The following is an 18,636-nucleotide window of genomic DNA, read 5'->3' as shown; positions in this document are numbered from 1 at the left end:
TTAAACGGCAGGACATGGCGCGAGCCGCAGGGACGTGATTTATCACGCCGCGCCGTCGCATTCGGGTCTTGTCGCTGCCCGGGATTTCTTCGTCAGAATCTCGGTGTGTGTATTTGACGGGTAATCATCATTCATGCTTATTTATGGATGCGGAACGTGATAAATCACGCCCTGCTTTTTACAAAACACGGGGAATCATGCCCCGGTAGATGTAAGGTCGGATAGTTACAGACTTGACGCTTGGTGTAAAATTTATTAAATTAGGAGTTCTTGGATGGTGGTCTCGTCCGAAATGACTAACTTTACTCATCAAAATCTCTAATCGTGTGCATGATCAATGGAAATGACAGAAGATGAATTTAGGCTGATTTTCAGGGAATTCTATCCCGGTATGGCTTATTATGCAGCACATTTGGTAGACGATGACGAAGTGAAAGACATAGTGCAGGAGGCTTTTGTCGAATTATGGAAACGCCTCGACAGTATGACCGATACAGGGCACATGAAAGCCTTCCTTTATAAGACCGTCTATACCAAGGCGCTTAATCTGATGAAACATCGGGCCGTTGTGAAAGGGTATACCGAGACGCGCAAGCAGCTGGATGCACGCAAGATGGACTTTTACCGACCCGAACTTAACGATGTGATGCGTTATATGGAAAACAAGGAACTGCACGGGCAGATTGACGCGGCAATAGCCGAATTGCCCGACAAGCGTCGACAGGCTTTTGTGATGAGCTACCTGCATGGTATGAAAAACAAGGAAATCTCTGAAATAATGGATGTTTCGGTACGCACGGTCGACGTTCATATCTACAAGGCGTTACTCTATCTGCGTGACAGGTTGGCGTTCTTGAGACGCAAATAACATTTTTTTTAGTTTTCAAATAAGTTGTTTTATGAGTCCGGTTGTTATCTATATAAGAAGGTATAAGATTGACGACAGGAGACAAAAAGATATTAAAAGTCATGAATTTTAAGGTTATAAAGGATTATATTTTAGGGAAAAGCGCCCCCAAAGACGAGCTACGGCTTGGTGACTGGCTTGGCCGATCGAAAGAAAACGAGCGTTTGCTTTTCGGTGCCGAGTTGCTCTATCACGAGGGGCGAGGGGATTACGACCGTTGGGCTGCCGATGCCGATAAGGTCGAAGCCTCGCTCTTTGCCGAAATCAATAGGTTGGAAGAACGCCGTGTAAAGGTGCGCTATTTGAATTTCATACGATATGCCGCTGTGGCGCTCATCATGTTGGTGGATGGCGCAGCGGTTTTATGGTTGCAGTATGGGCGGCAACACATGATCGACGTGACCGCGGCGAATGGTGTCATGGCACTGACACTGCCCGACAGCACGAAAGTGTGGCTCAACCAGGGGACAACTCTTCGCTATCCCGAAGTGTTTGATGGTGACGAACGTCATGTGGAACTTGCCGGTGAAGCTCTGTTCAGCGTGACAAAGAATCCGCAAAAGCCTTTTATTGTCAGCAGCGAAGGAGTTCGGACAAAAGTGCTGGGCACCGTATTCGACTTTAAGACGAACGTGGGGGACAACCATGAGGAAGTAAGCCTGTTGGAAGGAAAACTCGAAATCACCGGCAGTCATGGCGAGGGAAAAGTTATTATTCAGCCTAATCAGAAAGCCGTGATCGACAAGAACAGTCATACCATGGAAGTGAAGAATGTCTACGCGCCATTAGAAGCCGTGTGGCATGACGGTATGATTCCGTTCGCAAACATGTCGATAGCCGATATTGCCCACGTGTTGGAACGATTCTATCAGGTGGAAATCAGCCTGGCCGGCAACATGGATCGCCGTCAAACCTACTCGGGATATATTCGCCGTACAGACTCTATTGACTCTGTGCTGAACGCGTTGATGTATTCTATTCCATTCCGTTACCACAAGACGGGTAACCGAATCCGGCTTACACGAAAATAAAAACAGCCTTTTTTCTCGACATCTTAGGCATATGCACGGTCAATAGGAGGCCGTACAGCTTATGTTCGCGGCCCTTGCACGGCGACAGATGGCGTCCAGCTCTTCACGCGAAACCTTCTGTAGCAGGCGGTCGGGCGTCTCGCGGTCAATGGTATAGACCATCACCTCGCTTGGTTGGCTTTTACGGCTTCAAGCCAAGGAGCGACATAGCTTTCGCCGGTGTTGTCGACGTTCACGGGATGTCCGTCAATCTCCGTAATGCCTTTCATGAACATCGATTGGATGATGACATGACCGTTGAAAGCTTTCAGGCCGGCTATAATTTGTTCTACCCGGTAGGATGATTTTACCGGACGGTCGACCATGCGGATGTAATCCATGTCGACCGTATCAAGTTTCTGAATATTGTTATCCACTTTCATGAGCGCGGCACGAACCCTGTCGTTGAAGATGAAAGTGGCGTTGCTGAGCACGCTCACCTTGGCGTCGGGACAGTAGCGGTCGCGTAAATTGACAGTGTCGTCGATAATACCGTCGAAGTCGGGGTGTGCCGTGGGCTCACCATTGCCTGCGAAAGTCAGCACGTCGGGCAATAGTCCGTCTTGCCGCATCTGCCGTAGCTTGGCTTCAAGTGCCTTGCTTACGGCCTCACGAGTGGGCCGCTTCTGGCGGGGAATATAGTCTTTGTTGAAGCCGCATTCGCAGTAAATGCAGTCGAAAGTACATACCTTGCCGTCGGAAGGCATGAGGTTGATACCGAGAGAAATGCCCAATCGGCGGCTATGGACAGGACCGAAGATGGGGGAAGGATATAGAAGGGTGCTCATGTTGTTGGGTGATGGGGTGTTAATGATTGGTCTATTTGTGCCTATTGGGCTTAGCAGTTGGTGGGGTCGTGCAAAGGTAATCATTTTTCTCATGCCCTTCGAACGTGCTGTTTAATAATTGGTTAATATGCGTTAAACAAGTTGTCCGTGCCGCCTAATTTGCTTACTTTTGCACCAAATTAGGATGATTATAGCCTTTTGCAAATGGGAAATAAAAGTAAAACAACCGGCAATCGACAAGGGTTGCAGGTCGTGACTCTATGTATTAGTACTGCCATGGTACTGATTTTGTTGGGATTAGTCGTGTTTACCGTACTTACCGCGCACAATCTTTCGAACTATGTCAAGGAGAATCTCACCGTAACCATGATGTTGGAGGAAGATATGACTAATCCGGAAGCCCTGCAACTGTGTAAGAATTTACGTACACGCCGCTATATCAGCAATTTGCATTATATCAGCAAGCAACAGGCACTGAAGGAACAAACGGCCGCTATGGGTACCGATCCCTCCGAATTTATTGGAACAAATCCTTTCTTGGGTTCAATAGAGGTCAACTTGAAAGCCGATTATGCCAATAGCGACTCACTTCGTTGGATTGAAAAGGAACTGAAGAAATATCCGAAGGTAGGCGATATAACCTATCAGCAGGACTTGATGGACAGTGTAAATGATAACCTTCGGAAAATCAGCATTGTGTTGTTGATACTGGCCGGTTTGCTCACGTTCGTGTCATTCTCATTGATCAACAATACAGTTAGGTTAGGAATTTATGCCGGACGCTTCTCCATCCACACGATGAAGTTGGTTGGCGCTTCCTGGGGCTTCATCCGTCGGCCCTTTGTCTGTCGGGCCATCGTCGTGGGGTTGGTTGCCGCTTTTATTGCGATGCTGGTTCTGGCAGGGAGTGTATATGCCCTGGCACAGTATGAGCCTGACGCTATGACGGTCATCACATGGCAGGTCATGGTCATAACGGCAGCCTCGGTATTTTTGTTCGGCATTGTCATTACGGCCATCTGTTCTAATATTTCGGTCAATAAGTTTTTGAGAATGAAAGCCGGAGAGCTTTATAAAATTTAGTTTCGGCAGCGGAATAGCCGGGGTGTGTCCTACTAATAGAAATCAAAGGAATAAAATATAATGGATAAGAGAAACTTAGCTTTCGACAAGACCAACTTTATATTGTTGGCCGTTGGAATGGCCGTTGTTATTATCGGCTTTATATTGATGAGTGGTGGCGAATCTACCGAACAGGCTTACGATCCGTCGATTTTCAGCGCTATGCGGATCAAAGTGGCCCCTGCCGTTGCGTTTCTGGGCTTCGTCTCCATGATTTATGCCATCATTCGCAAACCCAAAGACGCGAAGGCTGAATAATGGATTATATACAGACGATTATCATTGCGATTGTTGAAGGACTGACGGAGTTTCTGCCCGTGTCTTCAACCGGGCACATGATTATAACTCAAAACCTGCTGGGAGTTCAGCAGGGCGACCCTTTTGTACACGCGTTTACGTTTATCATCCAGTTTGGCGCCATCCTTTCGGTGGTTTGTCTCTACAGAAAGCGTTTCTTCAGTATAGACCATTCTCCCGTACCGGAGTTTGCCGAGATGGACCTTTGGCAGAAAACACAGCATTCTTTCATGGAGAATATCTGGCAATCGACTAAGCGCGGCTTCTATTGGCTGCGACATCGACTGTCATTCTACTGGCTGCTGGCGGTCGGAGTACTGCCGGCCGTTGTCGTAGGTCTGGCTGCCAAAAAGAGCGGACTGCTCGATTGGTTGCTCGATAGTGTTGAAGTTGTAGCCGTAACACTGGTATTGGGTGGCGTATTCATGCTATTCTGCGACAGAATTTTCAATAAAGGAGTGGACGAAAACGGTGTAGACTGGAAGCGAGCGTTCAAAATCGGCTGCTTCCAATGCCTCTCAGTCATTCCCGGTATGAGCCGGAGCATGTCGACCATTGTTGGCGGTATGCAGCAGAAACTCACCCGCAAGCAGGCTGCCGAGTTCTCTTTTTTCTTGGCCGTGCCTACAATGGCCGGCGCAACCTTGCTGGATTTGATCGAGATGTTCGGTGAAGAAGCTACGTGGGCGACCACGCGGAATATCGAACAGTTGGCGCTGGGCTCCGTCATCGCTTTCATCGTGGCTATCGTCGCCATGAAATGGTTCGTCGGTTTCCTGGCCAAATACGGCTTCAAGGCATTTGGGTGGTATCGCATTATCGTGGGACTGATCATTCTGATAATGTTAGCCACAGGTCATTCATTAGCAATGGTTGACTAAATGGATTTCAGAGCAGGTGAAATTTTTGCCATCGACAAGCCTTATCGCATGTCGAGTTTCGGCGCTTTGGCTCATGTGCGTTATCTTCTTTCACGGCGCTTGGGCTATAAGGTTAAAATAGGGCATGCCGGAACGCTCGACCCTTTGGCGACAGGCGTGCTGATTTTATGTACCGGCAAGGCGACCAAACAAATAGAAAAATTGCAGACGCATGCCAAGGAATATGTGGCTACGCTGCAGTTGGGGGCTACCACGGCAAGCTACGACATGGAGCATCCCGTCAATGAAACCTTTCCGACGGAAGGCATTACGCGGGAAGTTATCGCGGAAACGTTGCCCCGGTTCATCGGCGACATAGAGCAGGTGCCGCCTACCTACAGTGCCGTGAAGGTGAAGGGCGACAGGGCTTACCAGCTGCGGCGTGACGGACTGGACGTGAAATTGGAGCCGAAACATGTTCATATCGACGAGATAGAACTTTTGGACTTTGACGAAGACCGGATGAGATTGCACCTGCGGGTGGTCTGCGGCAAAGGCACCTATATCCGGGCGTTGGCCAGAGACTTAGGGCGGGCTTTGCGGAGCGGTGCCTACTTGACCGAACTTTGCCGGACACGGGTAGGCAATTACGGATTAGACACATGTGTTCCATTCGACAACTTTGAGTTGTGGATGGACGAACAACATTTAACAAAGGAGAAAACAATATAATATGAAGCTATCACAATTTGACTTTAAACTGCCGAAAGAGCAGGTTGCGCTGTATCCTCATAGCATTTATCGTGAATTTGAAAACGAAAATGGTCAGAAAGAAACATTCCGCATCAGTCGTAGGGACGAAGCACGCATGATGGTGATTCATCGTAAGTCGCAAACGATTGACATGTATCGGAAGAACAAAAAGGGCAATCCGATGGAGGGACAGTATCTCGAATTCCGTGATATCCTCAATTATTTTGAAGAGGGTGACACTTTCGTTTTCAATGATACCAAGGTTTTCCCTGCTCGTCTGTATGGTACGAAGGAGAAGACAGACGCAAAAATCGAGGTGTTTCTGCTGCGTGAACTGAATGAAGAGATGCGCTTGTGGGACGTTCTCGTAGAGCCTGCCCGCAAAATCCGTATCGGTAATAAGCTGTTTTTCGATGAGTCGGGCACGATGGTAGCCGAAGTGATCGACAACACTACCAGTCGCGGCCGCACCTTGCGTTTCCTGTATGACTGTCCGCATGATGAATTCAAACGAGAACTCTTTGCCCTTGGCGAGTCGCCGTTGCCACGCTACATCATCGACAATCGCCCGCTTCAGCCCGGCCGGGACACTCCCCATGCCGAAGCAGCAGACATGGATGATTTCCAGACGATATTTGCTAAGGCCGAAGGGGCCGTAACCGCACCGGCTACGGGACTGCATTTCACGCGCGAATTGATGAAACGCATGGAGATTGTAGGTGTCAATAAGGCTTATATCACCTTACATTGCGGACTGGGAAACTTTAATGCGATAGAGGTGGAGGACTTGACCAAGCACAAAATGGATTCGGAGCAGATGGCTATCCACAAGGAAGCCTGCGACATCGTAAACGCAACGAAGGCTGCCGGTCATCGTGTTTGTGCCGTTGGAACCAGCGTCGTGAAAGCTACCGAAACAGCCGTCGGTACCGATGGCATGCTGAAAGAATATGACGGATGGACCAATAAATTTATTTTTCCGCCTTACGATTTCGGATTATCCAATTGCATGGTAGCCAATTTCTATCATCCATTGTCTACGCTTCTGATGGAAACAGCAGCTTTCGGAGGCTATGAAATCGTAATGAAGGCCTATAATCTTGCAGTAGAACATGGCTATATGTTTGGTTGCTTTGGCGATGCATTATTGATATTAGACGATTAGTACTGTGCATACGGCTTATCTGGGCTTAGGCTCCAACTTAGGAAATCGGAGGCGCAATATGCACGAAGCCGTGACTTTGCTCAATGAGTATGTGGGCGAAGTCACGGCAGCTTCTTCTTTTTACGAGTCAGAACCATGGGGATTTGACTCGCCCAATAAGTTTATTAATATATGCGTGCGGGTAAGTACGCCGCTCTCTCCCCGTCAGCTTTTGGAAGCCACGAAGAACGTAGAGCTTGCGATGGGGAGAACGGAGAAGAGCCATGCCGGCGTTTATAAAGACAGAATCATTGATATAGACATCCTCCTTTTTGACGATATCCATATCAATGATTCCGATTTGATTATCCCACATCCTCAAATGGAGACGCGCGACTTTGTCATGGTGCCTCTCCGTGAAATTTTAGCTCGTTAGTATCCATTTCCGGCTTTCCCAATGTTGGGAAAGGAAGAAGTTGGTAAAAATAGGGTCAGTAGAAAATTAGTGGGGACAGGTTTACAAGTATCGATGATATCTACTGTGTACCCTGAATTATCTTTACATATACCATCAAAAAAGTGACATTATTCTGAAAAAGAAAAGAGAAGGACGAAAATAAGCGATTGTAGAGCAACTTTATAAATCGTTGGGTATCAGTATATTGTGTGTTTTAGGGTGTTTTTTCTTCGCTTTTTCGCCCTTAATAGCTATGCTTTTAGGCTGTAATCGCGACCCTTTCATCGGCTAAAAGCTATGCTTTGACAGCGTAATCGCTGTGCTTTGAGCCGATAAAAGGATAGCTTTTATCATAAAAGGGTTTCAAAATCGGCAAAGTGAAGGACTTTTTCGCCATGCCGGCACTTAGATGACATGTTGCGGAAGTGTTAAAATCAGGTATCTTTTTCTGACAAAATCACGGATACGCTGAATCAATGGGCTTACAAGTGATGAAGCCGGAGACTTCATCACCGGTGCGTCTCTCCCGCTCCCATAAACGATTGACAGATTTATATGGCTTCATCGCTTGCAGACTTGTCCCCACAAATTATCGAGTGAGCCTAAAAAGTGTCTTTCCCAATGTTGGGAAAGGCAGAAATGAACAAATAGCTTTAAAATCGAAACAAATATTGTTGTATATTAAAGATAATAATATTATTTTTGCGATTATTTCATCATAGTCATGTTTCAAATGATAATCTGATGATAGTGTAAGTTCGGTTTGAAGGAAGAGATTTTTTTAATTCGTATTGCGATATAAGTTTTTGTATGCAAAAAATGATGAGAGAATTGATTATTAAGAAATGCGTCATCAGTGGACTGATGTTGATTTCTGTTTCTACGTTGTCCGCGCAAAAAGCTACGTATGATGTTTATGCGGGTTGGTATAAGCAATGGAATGACAGTTTGAAAGGTGCCAATATCGTGGCGGCTCAGCAATATTTGCGGAATCACAAGGCTAAGGTGAAGAAGAAGATCGTTGTGGGTATTGTTGATTCGGGAGCCGATATTGATTGTAAGTCGCTCAAGCCCGTACTTTGGACGAATCCCAAAGAGATTCCTGACGGAAAAGATAATGACCGCAATGGCTATGCAGACGACGTGCATGGTTGGAATTTCTTAGGAACCAAAGACGGCAAGTTTAATATGACGAGCGCCGGGACGGAAGAGTATCGGCAGTTCAAACGTTTGTTTCCTAAATATAAAAACGTGAAGTCGGAAGCTGAGGTCGCTGCCGATGATAAGGATGAATACGCCTATTATCTGAAGATGCGGAGGAAGGCAAAGATAAATTCTTATCTTATGTTTTATGAGCATTCGATCGAAAAGCAAAAACTCATGGCGCGGATGGCAGACCTGCTGAATCAGACCAAGGTAAATGTAGACACCCTCACTCTGAGGGGAATGTTGGATGAGGAAGTGGCCGACACGCTGGCCAAGAATACTTTCTTGCAGTATATCATGACCGATTTGTATCGCGTTCCGTTAGATACGAAGTGGAATGACTATGTGAAAAAACAGCGTTCGGACTGCGCTCTCATGGAAAAACGTATCTATGGCATTGAACATGACAAGGACAAACGGCTCTTGCTGGGCGACGATATGGATGATGCCGATGATCGCTTCTATGGAAATAATACGCTGAATGTGGATGGAATGGATCATGGCAACTTTGTAGCCGGTGTGGTTGCGGGTGTGGTTGCCGACGATCTGCGTTACTCGGGAGTATGGACAAGCGCCCGCGTAATGCCTGTAAGGGTAAGCCCCGATGGCGATGAGTATGATAAGGATGTGGCTTCCGGAATCAGATATGCTGTAGACAATGGCGCGAAAGTAATCAATGTGAGCCTTGGTAAATACACGTCGCCCAATCCGAAAATGGTGAATGAGGCTATTGCCTATGCGGCCAAACATGACGTACTGATCGTGGCTGCGGCCGGTAATGACCATTTGAATATTGATACGATAGACTATTTCCCATCTGCCGTCGACGCTGCCGGCAAGGTCTTTGATAATTATATCCGTGTAGGGGGCACAGCCATGGACGGCAGTCGCTCTTCTATATCTAATTATGGTGTCAACAAGGTGGATCTGTATGCGCCGGGAGAATATATCTCGGGTGTATATCCCGGCGACAAAAAGGATTTTGCGAACGGAACGAGCGTGGCCGCGCCGGTGGTCAGTGGTATAGCCGCCATGTTACGAAGTTACTTCCCTAAAGTAAAGGCTGCCCGACTGAAGCGTGTTCTAATCGAAACGGCAAGGGAGATGAATGGATTGAAATTGGTTGACGCGGAGGCTGCCGCAAAACGTTTGACGCGATAAATTATGATGAAAAAGATATTTCTAACGCTACTTGTTCTATTTCCTTTATTACTCTCGGCACAGACGGTCGATTGGCAGCGTGTTGCCGGACAGGAGGAAGACGCGATGCGGAAAGTTTATGATAAGAGTAGTGTCTCGGCTTCATGGTTGAAAGGTTCCACCTTTCTTATGTATGAACAGTATGGCCGTTTTCATCTTGTAGACGCTCGTTCGGGTCGTCAGGAACCGCTCATCAAGGATCAGCAGCGGTTTGTAGAGCAATATCAGAAGTTGACAAACGACTCTACGATGAAAGCGGATAAGCTTCGTCTGTATGGCCTTACGCTCAAAAATAATGACAGCCGCCGCTTCTATTGGACCCGTGCCAAGAAGCGGATGGTGTTTGATCGTGCTACGCAACAATTGGAATTAGATAATAGCAAAGACGTGACAGCCGGGAAATCGGTAAAAGATTTCTCCTCGGGTAGTAGTGTCTGTACGAAGGATTCGCTTTATACCATGCTTGGTGATAAGTATAACCTGCACGTCAGAAACAATAAAACGGGTGAGATTCGCCAGTTGACGTTTGATGGTAAGGAGGGGGCTTCCTATTGCTTTTCGTCCGCTAAGGATACAATTCGTGAGGGAAATGCTTCGGGCAATTGGCGTGGGCATGTATATATTCATCTGATGAATGATGATTCCAAGGTCGGCAATCTGTATATTGTAGACGTGCTGCATGGCGACCGCCCTAAATTGAAAACCAAGCACATGCCATTGCCGAATGAAAAGAATGTGCGTCAATACAAGCTTTATTGGTACAATGCCGATACGGGTGAGGGCAAGGTTCTGCCTATTGATAAGTTTAAGGATCAGGAAGTAAAGCTTAATTTTGAAGATACCGGTGATTATATGTACTTCACTCGTCGTAATCGGAGTGTCGACACATTAGAGCTTTGTAAGCTTTATCTGCCTACCGGTCAGGTTTCGGTGGTCATTCAGGAAGTATGCAAGCCCCATCTGAATATCAATTTATTCGGTTACCGCCTCATCAATCATGGCAAGGAAATCATTTGGTGGAGTGAGCGTACGGGCCGGGGCAACTATTATCTTTATGATAATAACGGCAGATTAAAGAACCGTATCACCCGTGGTGATAATCTTGTTGCCGGTCGTATCGAATATATTGACGTTAAAAGGCGCCGCCTTATCTTCATCGGTTATGGTGATAAGCAGGCCTACGATCCCGAATATGCTTATTATTATGTGGCTGACTTCAACGGCAAACGCCAGCAGGTGCTGACCTATGGCAACGGTACGCATGAGCTGCAGTTTTCTCGTGACCATAAGTTCGCGATCGACAGTTACTCCCGTATGGATATGCCGACTGTCTATAATGTAGTCAGCATTGACAATCCTGCCAAGCATTTTGAGTTTGCCCGTCGTACAGACAAAGACCTGAAGGCTGCCGGTTGGAAAGCGCCGGTGTTGGTCGACGTGCCGGCCGCGGATGAGAAGACACGGCTTTACGGCGTGATGTATCTGCCGACGAATCTTGATAAAACCAAGAAATATCCGATTATCTCCTTTGTCTATCCAGGTCCGCAAGATGATCAGATACCCCGTAGTTTTACGCTTGATGACGTAGGAAACCAGAGTTTGGCAGAGATGGGATTCGTGGTGATCAATGTTCAACCACGTGGATCATCACCATTGCGTGGCCGTGATTTCTATTGCTTCGGTTATGGCAATCTACGCGACTATCCTGTCGCTGATGATAAGCATACTATCGAAACGCTTGCAAGTCGATATCCGTTTATCGATTTAAGCCGTGTCGGAATCTGTGGACACAGCGGGGGTGGCTTTATGGCCGTTACGGCCATGCTCACTTATCCCGATTTCTATAAAGTAGGCTTCAGCGCTTCGGGCAATCACGACAACAATCAGTATATCCAATGGTGGGGCGAAACCTACCACGGACTTGGCAAGCGTGGCAGTATTCCTACCAATATGGAGCTTGCCGACAATCTGAGAGGCAAGCTCATGCTTGTTACCGGTGATGTAGATGACAATGTACCACCGACCTCCACGCTTCGTATGGCCGACGCGTTGATTAAGAAAGGTAAGCGTTTTGAGTTCATGGTGCTGCCCGGTAAGGATCATGGTGTATGGAGTCCTTACTATCAAAATCTTATTCGTTATTATTTCATGGAGAATCTGATCAAGCCAAATAGTCGGGATGTAAACATTCTGAAACATGAATAATAACCTGTATTTTTAACCAATTACCAACTTCTGTAAGAATAATAAAATCAAAAAAGAAAAGAGAAGATGATGACGAAGATTAAATTAATTATCATGATGTCTCTCTGTATGTTGTCTACCTTTTTGTTGCAAGCACAGAATAAGCATAGTGATGCTGACGTGCTTGTCGATATAACGGTTGTAGACGAGAGTGGAGAGCCGCTGCCCGGCGCTTCTATCAAGGTTTCGGGAAAGCCTGTTGGCGTTGTGTCGAATGTAGATGGAAAGGCTTCGCTGTGGGTTCCGCGCAACGCCAATATCACAGTGAGCTACCTGGGTATGAAGCCGCGTATCGTCAAGGTGTCGAAACCGATATCGGGCAAATTCGTATTGCAGAATGATGACCATACGCTTGAGCAGGTCGTCGTAACGGGATACACGCAAACCGACGTTCGCAAATCTACCGGATCAGTGAGTATGATAACCGGCAAAGATCTCAACGATTCGCCGTTGAAGAATGTCGATATGCTTCTTCAGGGAAAACTGACCGGTGTCAGTGTGCAGGCTGTATCGGGCAAACCCGGGCAGTCGGCTAAGATTCGTGTGCGTGGTGTCTCGAGTATCACCGGTAGTAGTGAGCCCTTGTGGGTTGTCGATGGTGTGCCAATTCAGAAGGATATCCCTTCTGCCGGTTCAAGTTATATTCGCAGTGGCGACTTCAGTACGCTTTATGCCAATGGCGTGGCCGGTATCAATCCGCAGGATATAGAGAGTATCACCGTGCTGAAAGACGCGTCTGCGTCGGCCATCTATGGTTCGCAGGCCCAAGCTGGCGTCATTGTCATCACCACAAAGCGTGGTAAGCAAGGTAAGTTGAGTATAAGCTATAGCGGTAGTCTTAGCCTTCAGAGTGCTCCGATTCGCGATGACAACCTGATGAACTCCCGTGAAAAGCTTGATTACGAGCAAAGTATCTGGGACGAGTTCTCTGCCAAAGGCTATGCTGCCGGAACCTATTATCCTGTTATCGGTATCGTAGGTCAGATTCGTTCGGGTTATGGACGTTTCAAAGGGTGGAGTAAGGAACAGCAAGACGCCTATATCAACGAACTGGGGCAGTCTACTACCGACTGGTTTAAAGAACTCTTCCGCACAACTGTTTCCACTTCACATAATATATCGCTCAGCGGTGGTACCGATAAACAGACTTATTATATCAGTGGTGGTGTAACCACCAACAATGGTATTGTGAAGCGCACCAACGCCGATAGCTATAATATGAGCGCCAAGTTCAACGGCACACCATTGGAGAAGCTTTCTTACGGCTTGTCAATCGATTTCTCTTATCTGAAGAGTCTGTCGCCCAGCGAAGCTTTCAATATCTATAAGTACGCTTATTTTGCCAATCCATACGAGTCGCTTTATAATGCGGACGGATCATACAGGGCTGATGAAACCTACTTCTCCGTTGGAGCTACAAATGGGGATCATTATACCCGTTTTCCGAAGAATGGAATTAATATCATGCGTGAGATAAATGAGACTACGCTGAAGTCGACCAGTTCTACCACTACACTTCGTGGGGATCTTACTTGGCGTCCATTTACGGGTTTCCGTCTTTATGGTTTAGCTTCGGCTACGTTCAGTAATGATAATTCCGAAAGTGAGATTGGTGCAGGTACGTATAATGCGTGGACAGACAGGCCTTTTGAAGGTGTTGATAATAATTCTTATCGAACTTATGGCTCTTTTACGCAAAGTGCGAGCCATAATGTCAGTTGGTTGGCTCGTTTGCAAGCTAATTATGGAATTACACTTGCTACAAAACATCGTCTCAGTGCCATCGCCGGTACGGAAGTCCGGTATAACAAAGCCTCTGCGGTAGGCAGCAAGATGTATGGCTACGATCCATTAACGGGTAGCCATGTCACTCCGCTTTATATTGGTGCGGCGGAGAATGGTAATCTTACAGCTGCTGAAGCCAAAAAATATCGTGATATAGTTAATGGCCTGAATACTTACTCGATGGTAAAGAATAGTTTTGCGTCTTTCTATGGAGCGTTGGACTATGTGTACGATAATAAGTATGTCTGGAATGCGACGGTCCGTTCGGATGGCTCCAACAACTTTGGTAGTAAGGAGCAGTTCAATCTTACTTGGTCAACAGGTCTTGCCTGGAATATTGACGAAGAAAAGTTCTTCGAGGCTGTCAAGCCCGTTATGAACCGCGCAACGATTCGTGTGTCGACAGGTCTGACGGGGGGTGTTAACAAGAGTGTTTATCCACAGATTATCATGAGTTATCGTGCCGGGTATCGCACGGTGGGTGACAAGGATTATCGTTTGGGAAATATCCAGAGCGCACCTAATCCTCATCTGCGTTGGGAACATACCCGTGATTACAACGTGTCGCTAGACATGGGATTTCTCAATGACCGTATTAGTATGTATGTATCTGCCTATCGTCGTCGAGGGTATGATTTGGTAACACCCATTACGGTTGTTTCTACAACAGGTTTCACCTCTCAAAGTTATAACACAACCGAACAGATAAACCAGGGTTTTGAAGTTACCCTTAACGCAACACCCATTCGAAAGAAGAATTTTACGTGGGGCGTTTCGGGTAATATTTCTTATAACCAGAATTATATTTCCAAGTATGATGTGCCCCATAATGCGTTTAGTTCTGTAGTGCTTAATTATCCGCAGGCGTCTGTCTTTACCGGCATTAGCACGGGAATTGATCCGTTCACCGGCTATTATACGTTCAAGCTAAGGCCGGATGCAACGCTATCGACATCACAAGATTGGCGTAACCAGATTAATTATCTGTTTTATCGTGGAACAGCAAACGCGCCATGGACAGGAGGCTTCTCTACCCATGCGTCCTACAAGAACTTTTCTTTGAGTATAAATTCTTCTTTCTCAATAGGTGCTAAAACCAGTACGAAGATTGATGCTCCTGTAGCTGCTTCTCGCATAGAGGGTAGCAAGGTTAACAATCCCCAAACAGACCGGAGTGATTTATATACAGCTTATTTGAACAAACCTCGCGCCGCAGCCTATCGCTGGACAGAAGCTAATCCTGTGACCGACGGCTACCCACGTCTTGTCGACAGATTCGGTCAGCGTCTCGACTTCGACCTTGACCAGACAACCGCAAGTGAGATCACGGATGCCATTTATTATGAAAATAGCTCTTACTTTAAGATTGGTTCCGTATCTTTAAGCTATATGGTGCCTGATAAGTTGGCGCGTAAACTAGGTCTTTCAAGTTTCGGTGCGTCTGTGACAGGGTCTAATCTCTTGATGATAACCAACTATTCAGGCTTGAATCCCGAGACACCGGGAGCAGTCTATCCCATCAGTCGATCGTTCTCTTTCACTGTCAATTTAGGTCTTTAATGATAAAAGAAATGATGATGAAATTTTTCAGAAATAATAAATATTTGTATGCCACTCTATTCGTTGTGACACTTGTACTGTCATCGTGTGGTGAATTCCTGGATATAAAGCCTTATGGCAAAACTATTCCTGAGACAACGGAGGATTATAATGCCCTGGTCAGTGATATGCTGTTGGGTATAGAGTCGGCTAATGAAGGTGCCGTTCGTTCGGATATGCTTTTTCTGGGGAATGACCCTGTAGGAAATATTGAACAATATTGTGATAACATGGAGGTCAGTTTGACAGAGCTTCCTTTTGGGCGCAACTTGAGATATTACATAGGAACATTCTTGGGAACCATCAGCGCGTCTACTTATTACAGAGAATACTATCGGGTCATCAGTCGGTGTAATATCATTCTGGATAACTATAAGGATGGACGTGATACGGATGAGGGCCGGCAGATGGTGGGCACCTGTTATGTGCTCCGTGGTCTGGCCTACTATCAGTTGCTGCGAATGTATTGTGAACCGGCCGGAGTAGGCAGTCAACTCGGCGTGCCCATCGTCACCGACTTCGATATGGAGGGGAAACCGAATAGAAGTTCTTATGAGGATACTTTCAAGCAGGCCGAAAGCGATTTGTTGGAGTCTCTTAATTATACGATTGACGAAAAAGTTAATTTGTTCAGTATGGACGTGAGAAAAGCCTTATTGGCTCGTCTTTATTTTTGGGTAGGTCAATTTAAGGAGGCCAAGCTGTATGCCGACGAGGTGGTCAAGTCTCATCCGTTGTTGAGTGGCGAGGAGTACGGCAATATGGAAAAGGCTACTGATAAGTTGGCCGGCAACATGTTGTTGCGTTGCGATGTTACGCCGCGTAACACACATGCGCCATCTTACTTGAATGAGAGTTTGGTAGCTCGTCCGCTGAGCTATCATTATGTAAAATTATTTGCGGAGAAGGATGAGGATATTCGTTACACGCTTTATTTTGATAAGAAGCGTAGAAATAAGAAGATTCATTTTTCCGGTATTCGTACGGCAGAGATGTACTTGATTTCCATGGAGTGTGCTTATCATCTGGGTGATACCGGTGAGGCTCTCACCATGCTCAACAACTTCCGTGCGCATCGAATCAGCGACTATACACCATATACCATGGAGACGCTGCCTGTTGTAGACGAAACGGAAAATATAAAGGTGGACTGTACGGGTGCTAAACTGACGCCGCTGATGTATGCCATTCTTAATGAACGTCGCAAAGAACTTTATTTGGAAGGTGATCGATTCTTTGAACTGAAACGTAATGGCCGACCAGAGTTTAGCGTCATCTATAATGGCTTGAAATATACGACAGAAAAGTTTATGTATACCTTCCCACTACCGCCGAGTGACATTCAGATTAATCCTGCGATTAAGCAGAATCCTGGTTATGTGGAGATTTTATATTAACAAAAGAATACGACAATGAAGAAGATATCAATTATATGCCTGATTATTTTGGCTATGGCAGGTTTGACCTCGTGTCAGAAAACTGACGAGTTAGCTCCTGCAAAGTCCTCTGAAGCTCTGAAATATAAAATGCCGGAGCCGACGCGACTGACCGATCAGGACCGTCAGAAATTACAGGATATAGAAAAGGAATATAATGAGAGTGTCAACAAATAAATATGAATCACATGAAAAAACTATTATTTTGCCTGTTGACGCTGACCGCTTGCGTATTTACAGCATGCTCGGATGAGAAGTTCTCGGAAGTAAATATGCGGTTCGAACATAAGATTTATAACCTGGGAACTAAGCCTGTGGAGGTAAAGCTGCTTGTCAAGAACAGTCCTGCCAGCGCGGAAGAACTCCCTTTGATTTTTGAGGGTACTGCGGAAAAGGAGAAAGACTATAAGGTATCAACAGAAAAGTTGGTTGTTGGAGGTAGTCAGGAAATGCTTTCTGTCACCGTCACGCCGCTGAAGAAGTTTACAGAACAGAAAAGTGTTGTCATTAGATTGGCTAACGATCCGTCGATAGCCACAATTTTGGAAATGGTATCGCGTTCTGATATAATGTATTCTTTTGTGAAAGAGTCAGAACAGATGGGGCAGGACATTACGATTACGGTTGCCTTGTATAAAACCTCTGACGGTTCGAGCTTTCTGGTGGAAGACGATATGACTGTTGGACTTGAAGTGGAATCTTCCTCAACGGCAAAGGAAGGTCAGGAATTTGAGTTCGTCAACAAAACGGCGGTGATAAAGCGTGGAAAGTCCGAAGCTACTTTCACATTAAAAACGTTGAAGCGAGACAAGATTAAAAATCAGATTGTCCTGAAAACCAATCTGACAGAAGCGGATGGTTTCTATGCTGGCCGATACGCCAGCATGAAAGTAAAAATCATCACTGGCTATGCCTACGACTTGGCAGGTGAGTGGCAGATGAATGAATTCATTTGTGATAAGAAGTATTTCGAGCAAATGTATGAAGGATGGCTTCCAGAGAGCCAGATGGCCAAATTGCCAGAGTATAATGCCAATGATACCTATACTTTCAAGTTGATTGGCGAAGATAAGTATGAACTGACTACCTCTTTGGAGTCTAATTGTAAGTATTATTTCCAGCCAACGACTACAGGTGTATTTGATGGTGAATTGAAGATAAGGGGACTGAAGGGAGGTACAGCCAGGGTGCAGTTGATGAAACTTAGCGACGTGAACCGGTTCTTCAGTGAAACTAAGCAAAGTACAGACCGTGAAGCCTATCTCGGACTGCGCAATATTGTTGATGAGGTAACGGGCGAGACGCTGCTTGATGTCTTTATCGTCGATTATGATCCCACCGATTTCTTGACCGATTTCTATGGATATGGAATGGTTGGATCGACGAAGCCAACTATGCCGGATTTGGGTACTTTTATACGTTTCACCTTGAAGAAGAAAAAGTAGCAGTTTGCTTACTTTCATTCATACTGATGGCGCAATCTCCTTGTCGAGGTTGCGCCATGATTTTTGGGTATAGCCGCAATCAGATGATTACTAAGCTGTGGTAATGTTGTTACCAAAGGCTGGTAATTGAATTACCACGGCCTGGTAATAAGGTTACCAAGCCCTGGTAAAATGATAAGAAACGTATCTTTGATGTGTATTTTGCAATAGTTGTTCGTATCTTACAATAGTTGTTGCATGCCTTTAGAACTTATGTTGATGGTTTAGCTCAATAGTGTCCTAAATATTTTTCAAAAAAGTGAAGGAAGTTGTTTTCACTAAGG

At 46.0% G+C, this 18,636-nt stretch carries 14 protein-coding genes and 1 pseudogene; 14 read left to right on the top strand and 1 reads right to left on the bottom strand.

Annotated elements, in window-relative coordinates:
• Positions 1–343: 343 nt before the first annotated feature.
• Together JHU38_RS11185 and JHU38_RS11180 are read left to right on the top strand one after the other, a co-directional pair.
• Entirely contained in the window at positions 344–868 is a 525-nt protein-coding gene (locus JHU38_RS11185; protein ID WP_317196020.1) for an RNA polymerase sigma-70 factor, read from the top strand.
• Between the two features lie 101 nt (positions 869–969).
• On the top strand, positions 970–1,938 hold the full coding sequence (locus tag JHU38_RS11180) for a FecR family protein (RefSeq protein WP_107582314.1): 969 nt from the start codon (positions 970–972) through the stop codon (positions 1,936–1,938).
• A gap of 39 nt (positions 1,939–1,977) precedes the next feature.
• Here JHU38_RS11180 and JHU38_RS11175 read toward each other — a convergent pair.
• Positions 1,978–2,765 (bottom strand): annotated as a pseudogene (locus tag JHU38_RS11175) (radical SAM protein).
• A gap of 204 nt (positions 2,766–2,969) precedes the next feature.
• On the opposite strand from JHU38_RS11175, the gene JHU38_RS11170 reads away from it, so the two are divergent.
• From JHU38_RS11170 to JHU38_RS11115, 12 genes are all read left to right on the top strand, one after another.
• Positions 2,970–3,848, top strand: coding sequence for a cell division protein FtsX (locus JHU38_RS11170; RefSeq protein ID WP_107581259.1), 879 nt, complete (start codon positions 2,970–2,972; stop codon positions 3,846–3,848).
• A gap of 60 nt (positions 3,849–3,908) precedes the next feature.
• A complete protein-coding gene (locus JHU38_RS11165; RefSeq protein ID WP_107581258.1) occupies positions 3,909–4,145 on the top strand; it encodes a DUF3098 domain-containing protein in 237 nt (78 codons plus the stop codon).
• Entirely contained in the window at positions 4,145–5,065 is a 921-nt protein-coding gene (locus tag JHU38_RS11160; protein ID WP_107581257.1) for an undecaprenyl-diphosphate phosphatase, read from the top strand. Before JHU38_RS11165 ends, JHU38_RS11160 begins: the two co-directional genes overlap by 1 nt.
• Positions 5,066–5,776, top strand: coding sequence for a tRNA pseudouridine(55) synthase TruB (gene truB, locus JHU38_RS11155; protein WP_107581256.1), 711 nt, complete (start codon positions 5,066–5,068; stop codon positions 5,774–5,776). It begins immediately after the preceding gene.
• 1 nt (position 5,777) lies between these two features.
• Complete coding sequence (queA, locus tag JHU38_RS11150; RefSeq protein WP_107581255.1) at positions 5,778–6,962, top strand: tRNA preQ1(34) S-adenosylmethionine ribosyltransferase-isomerase QueA; 1,185 nt, start codon at positions 5,778–5,780, stop codon at positions 6,960–6,962.
• Between the two features lie 4 nt (positions 6,963–6,966).
• Positions 6,967–7,377 carry a 2-amino-4-hydroxy-6-hydroxymethyldihydropteridine diphosphokinase gene (gene folK, locus JHU38_RS11145; RefSeq protein WP_107581254.1) on the top strand — a complete coding sequence of 137 codons (411 nt, stop codon included), beginning with the start codon at positions 6,967–6,969 and terminating at the stop codon, positions 7,375–7,377.
• Between the two features lie 840 nt (positions 7,378–8,217).
• Complete coding sequence (locus tag JHU38_RS11140) at positions 8,218–9,765, top strand: S8 family serine peptidase (RefSeq protein ID WP_232369951.1); 1,548 nt, start codon at positions 8,218–8,220, stop codon at positions 9,763–9,765.
• 6 nt (positions 9,766–9,771) lie between these two features.
• Entirely contained in the window at positions 9,772–12,009 is a 2,238-nt protein-coding gene (locus tag JHU38_RS11135; RefSeq protein WP_449579346.1) for a prolyl oligopeptidase family serine peptidase, read from the top strand.
• Between the two features lie 66 nt (positions 12,010–12,075).
• Positions 12,076–15,393: a SusC/RagA family TonB-linked outer membrane protein gene (locus JHU38_RS11130; protein ID WP_232369950.1), complete on the top strand. Its 3,318-nt coding sequence runs from the start codon at positions 12,076–12,078 to the stop codon at positions 15,391–15,393.
• 11 nt (positions 15,394–15,404) lie between these two features.
• Positions 15,405–16,829 carry a RagB/SusD family nutrient uptake outer membrane protein gene (locus tag JHU38_RS11125; protein ID WP_232369949.1) on the top strand — a complete coding sequence of 475 codons (1,425 nt, stop codon included), beginning with the start codon at positions 15,405–15,407 and terminating at the stop codon, positions 16,827–16,829.
• A gap of 15 nt (positions 16,830–16,844) precedes the next feature.
• Complete coding sequence (locus JHU38_RS11120; RefSeq protein ID WP_107581252.1) at positions 16,845–17,045, top strand: hypothetical protein; 201 nt, start codon at positions 16,845–16,847, stop codon at positions 17,043–17,045.
• Between the two features lie 11 nt (positions 17,046–17,056).
• Complete coding sequence (locus JHU38_RS11115) at positions 17,057–18,313, top strand: DUF4843 domain-containing protein (RefSeq protein ID WP_107582310.1); 1,257 nt, start codon at positions 17,057–17,059, stop codon at positions 18,311–18,313.
• Positions 18,314–18,636 lie beyond the last annotated feature (323 nt).

Source organism: Prevotella illustrans (genome assembly GCF_017426725.1).
In the GTDB taxonomy this organism is placed as follows: Bacteria; Bacteroidota; Bacteroidia; order Bacteroidales; family Bacteroidaceae; genus Prevotella; species Prevotella illustrans.
Note: the sequence above shows the minus strand (reverse complement) of the source record. Positions and strands in the feature narration are given on the sequence as shown.

Excerpts from the sequence above, each read along its gene's own strand:
- JHU38_RS11185 (WP_317196020.1), top strand. The coding sequence starts at position 344 with ATGACAGAAGATGAATTTAGGCTGATTTTCAGGGAATTCTATCCCGGT.
- JHU38_RS11180 (WP_107582314.1), top strand. The coding sequence starts at position 970 with ATGAATTTTAAGGTTATAAAGGATTATATTTTAGGGAAAAGCGCCCCC.
- JHU38_RS11170 (WP_107581259.1), top strand. The coding sequence starts at position 2,970 with ATGGGAAATAAAAGTAAAACAACCGGCAATCGACAAGGGTTGCAGGTC.
- JHU38_RS11165 (WP_107581258.1), top strand. The coding sequence starts at position 3,909 with ATGGATAAGAGAAACTTAGCTTTCGACAAGACCAACTTTATATTGTTG.
- JHU38_RS11160 (WP_107581257.1), top strand. The coding sequence starts at position 4,145 with ATGGATTATATACAGACGATTATCATTGCGATTGTTGAAGGACTGACG.
- truB (WP_107581256.1), top strand. The coding sequence starts at position 5,066 with ATGGATTTCAGAGCAGGTGAAATTTTTGCCATCGACAAGCCTTATCGC.
- queA (WP_107581255.1), top strand. The coding sequence starts at position 5,778 with ATGAAGCTATCACAATTTGACTTTAAACTGCCGAAAGAGCAGGTTGCG.
- JHU38_RS11140 (WP_232369951.1), top strand. The coding sequence starts at position 8,218 with ATGATGAGAGAATTGATTATTAAGAAATGCGTCATCAGTGGACTGATG.
- JHU38_RS11135 (WP_449579346.1), top strand. The coding sequence starts at position 9,772 with ATGAAAAAGATATTTCTAACGCTACTTGTTCTATTTCCTTTATTACTC.
- JHU38_RS11130 (WP_232369950.1), top strand. The coding sequence starts at position 12,076 with ATGATGACGAAGATTAAATTAATTATCATGATGTCTCTCTGTATGTTG.
- JHU38_RS11125 (WP_232369949.1), top strand. The coding sequence starts at position 15,405 with ATGATGATGAAATTTTTCAGAAATAATAAATATTTGTATGCCACTCTA.
- JHU38_RS11120 (WP_107581252.1), top strand. The coding sequence starts at position 16,845 with ATGAAGAAGATATCAATTATATGCCTGATTATTTTGGCTATGGCAGGT.
- JHU38_RS11115 (WP_107582310.1), top strand. The coding sequence starts at position 17,057 with ATGAAAAAACTATTATTTTGCCTGTTGACGCTGACCGCTTGCGTATTT.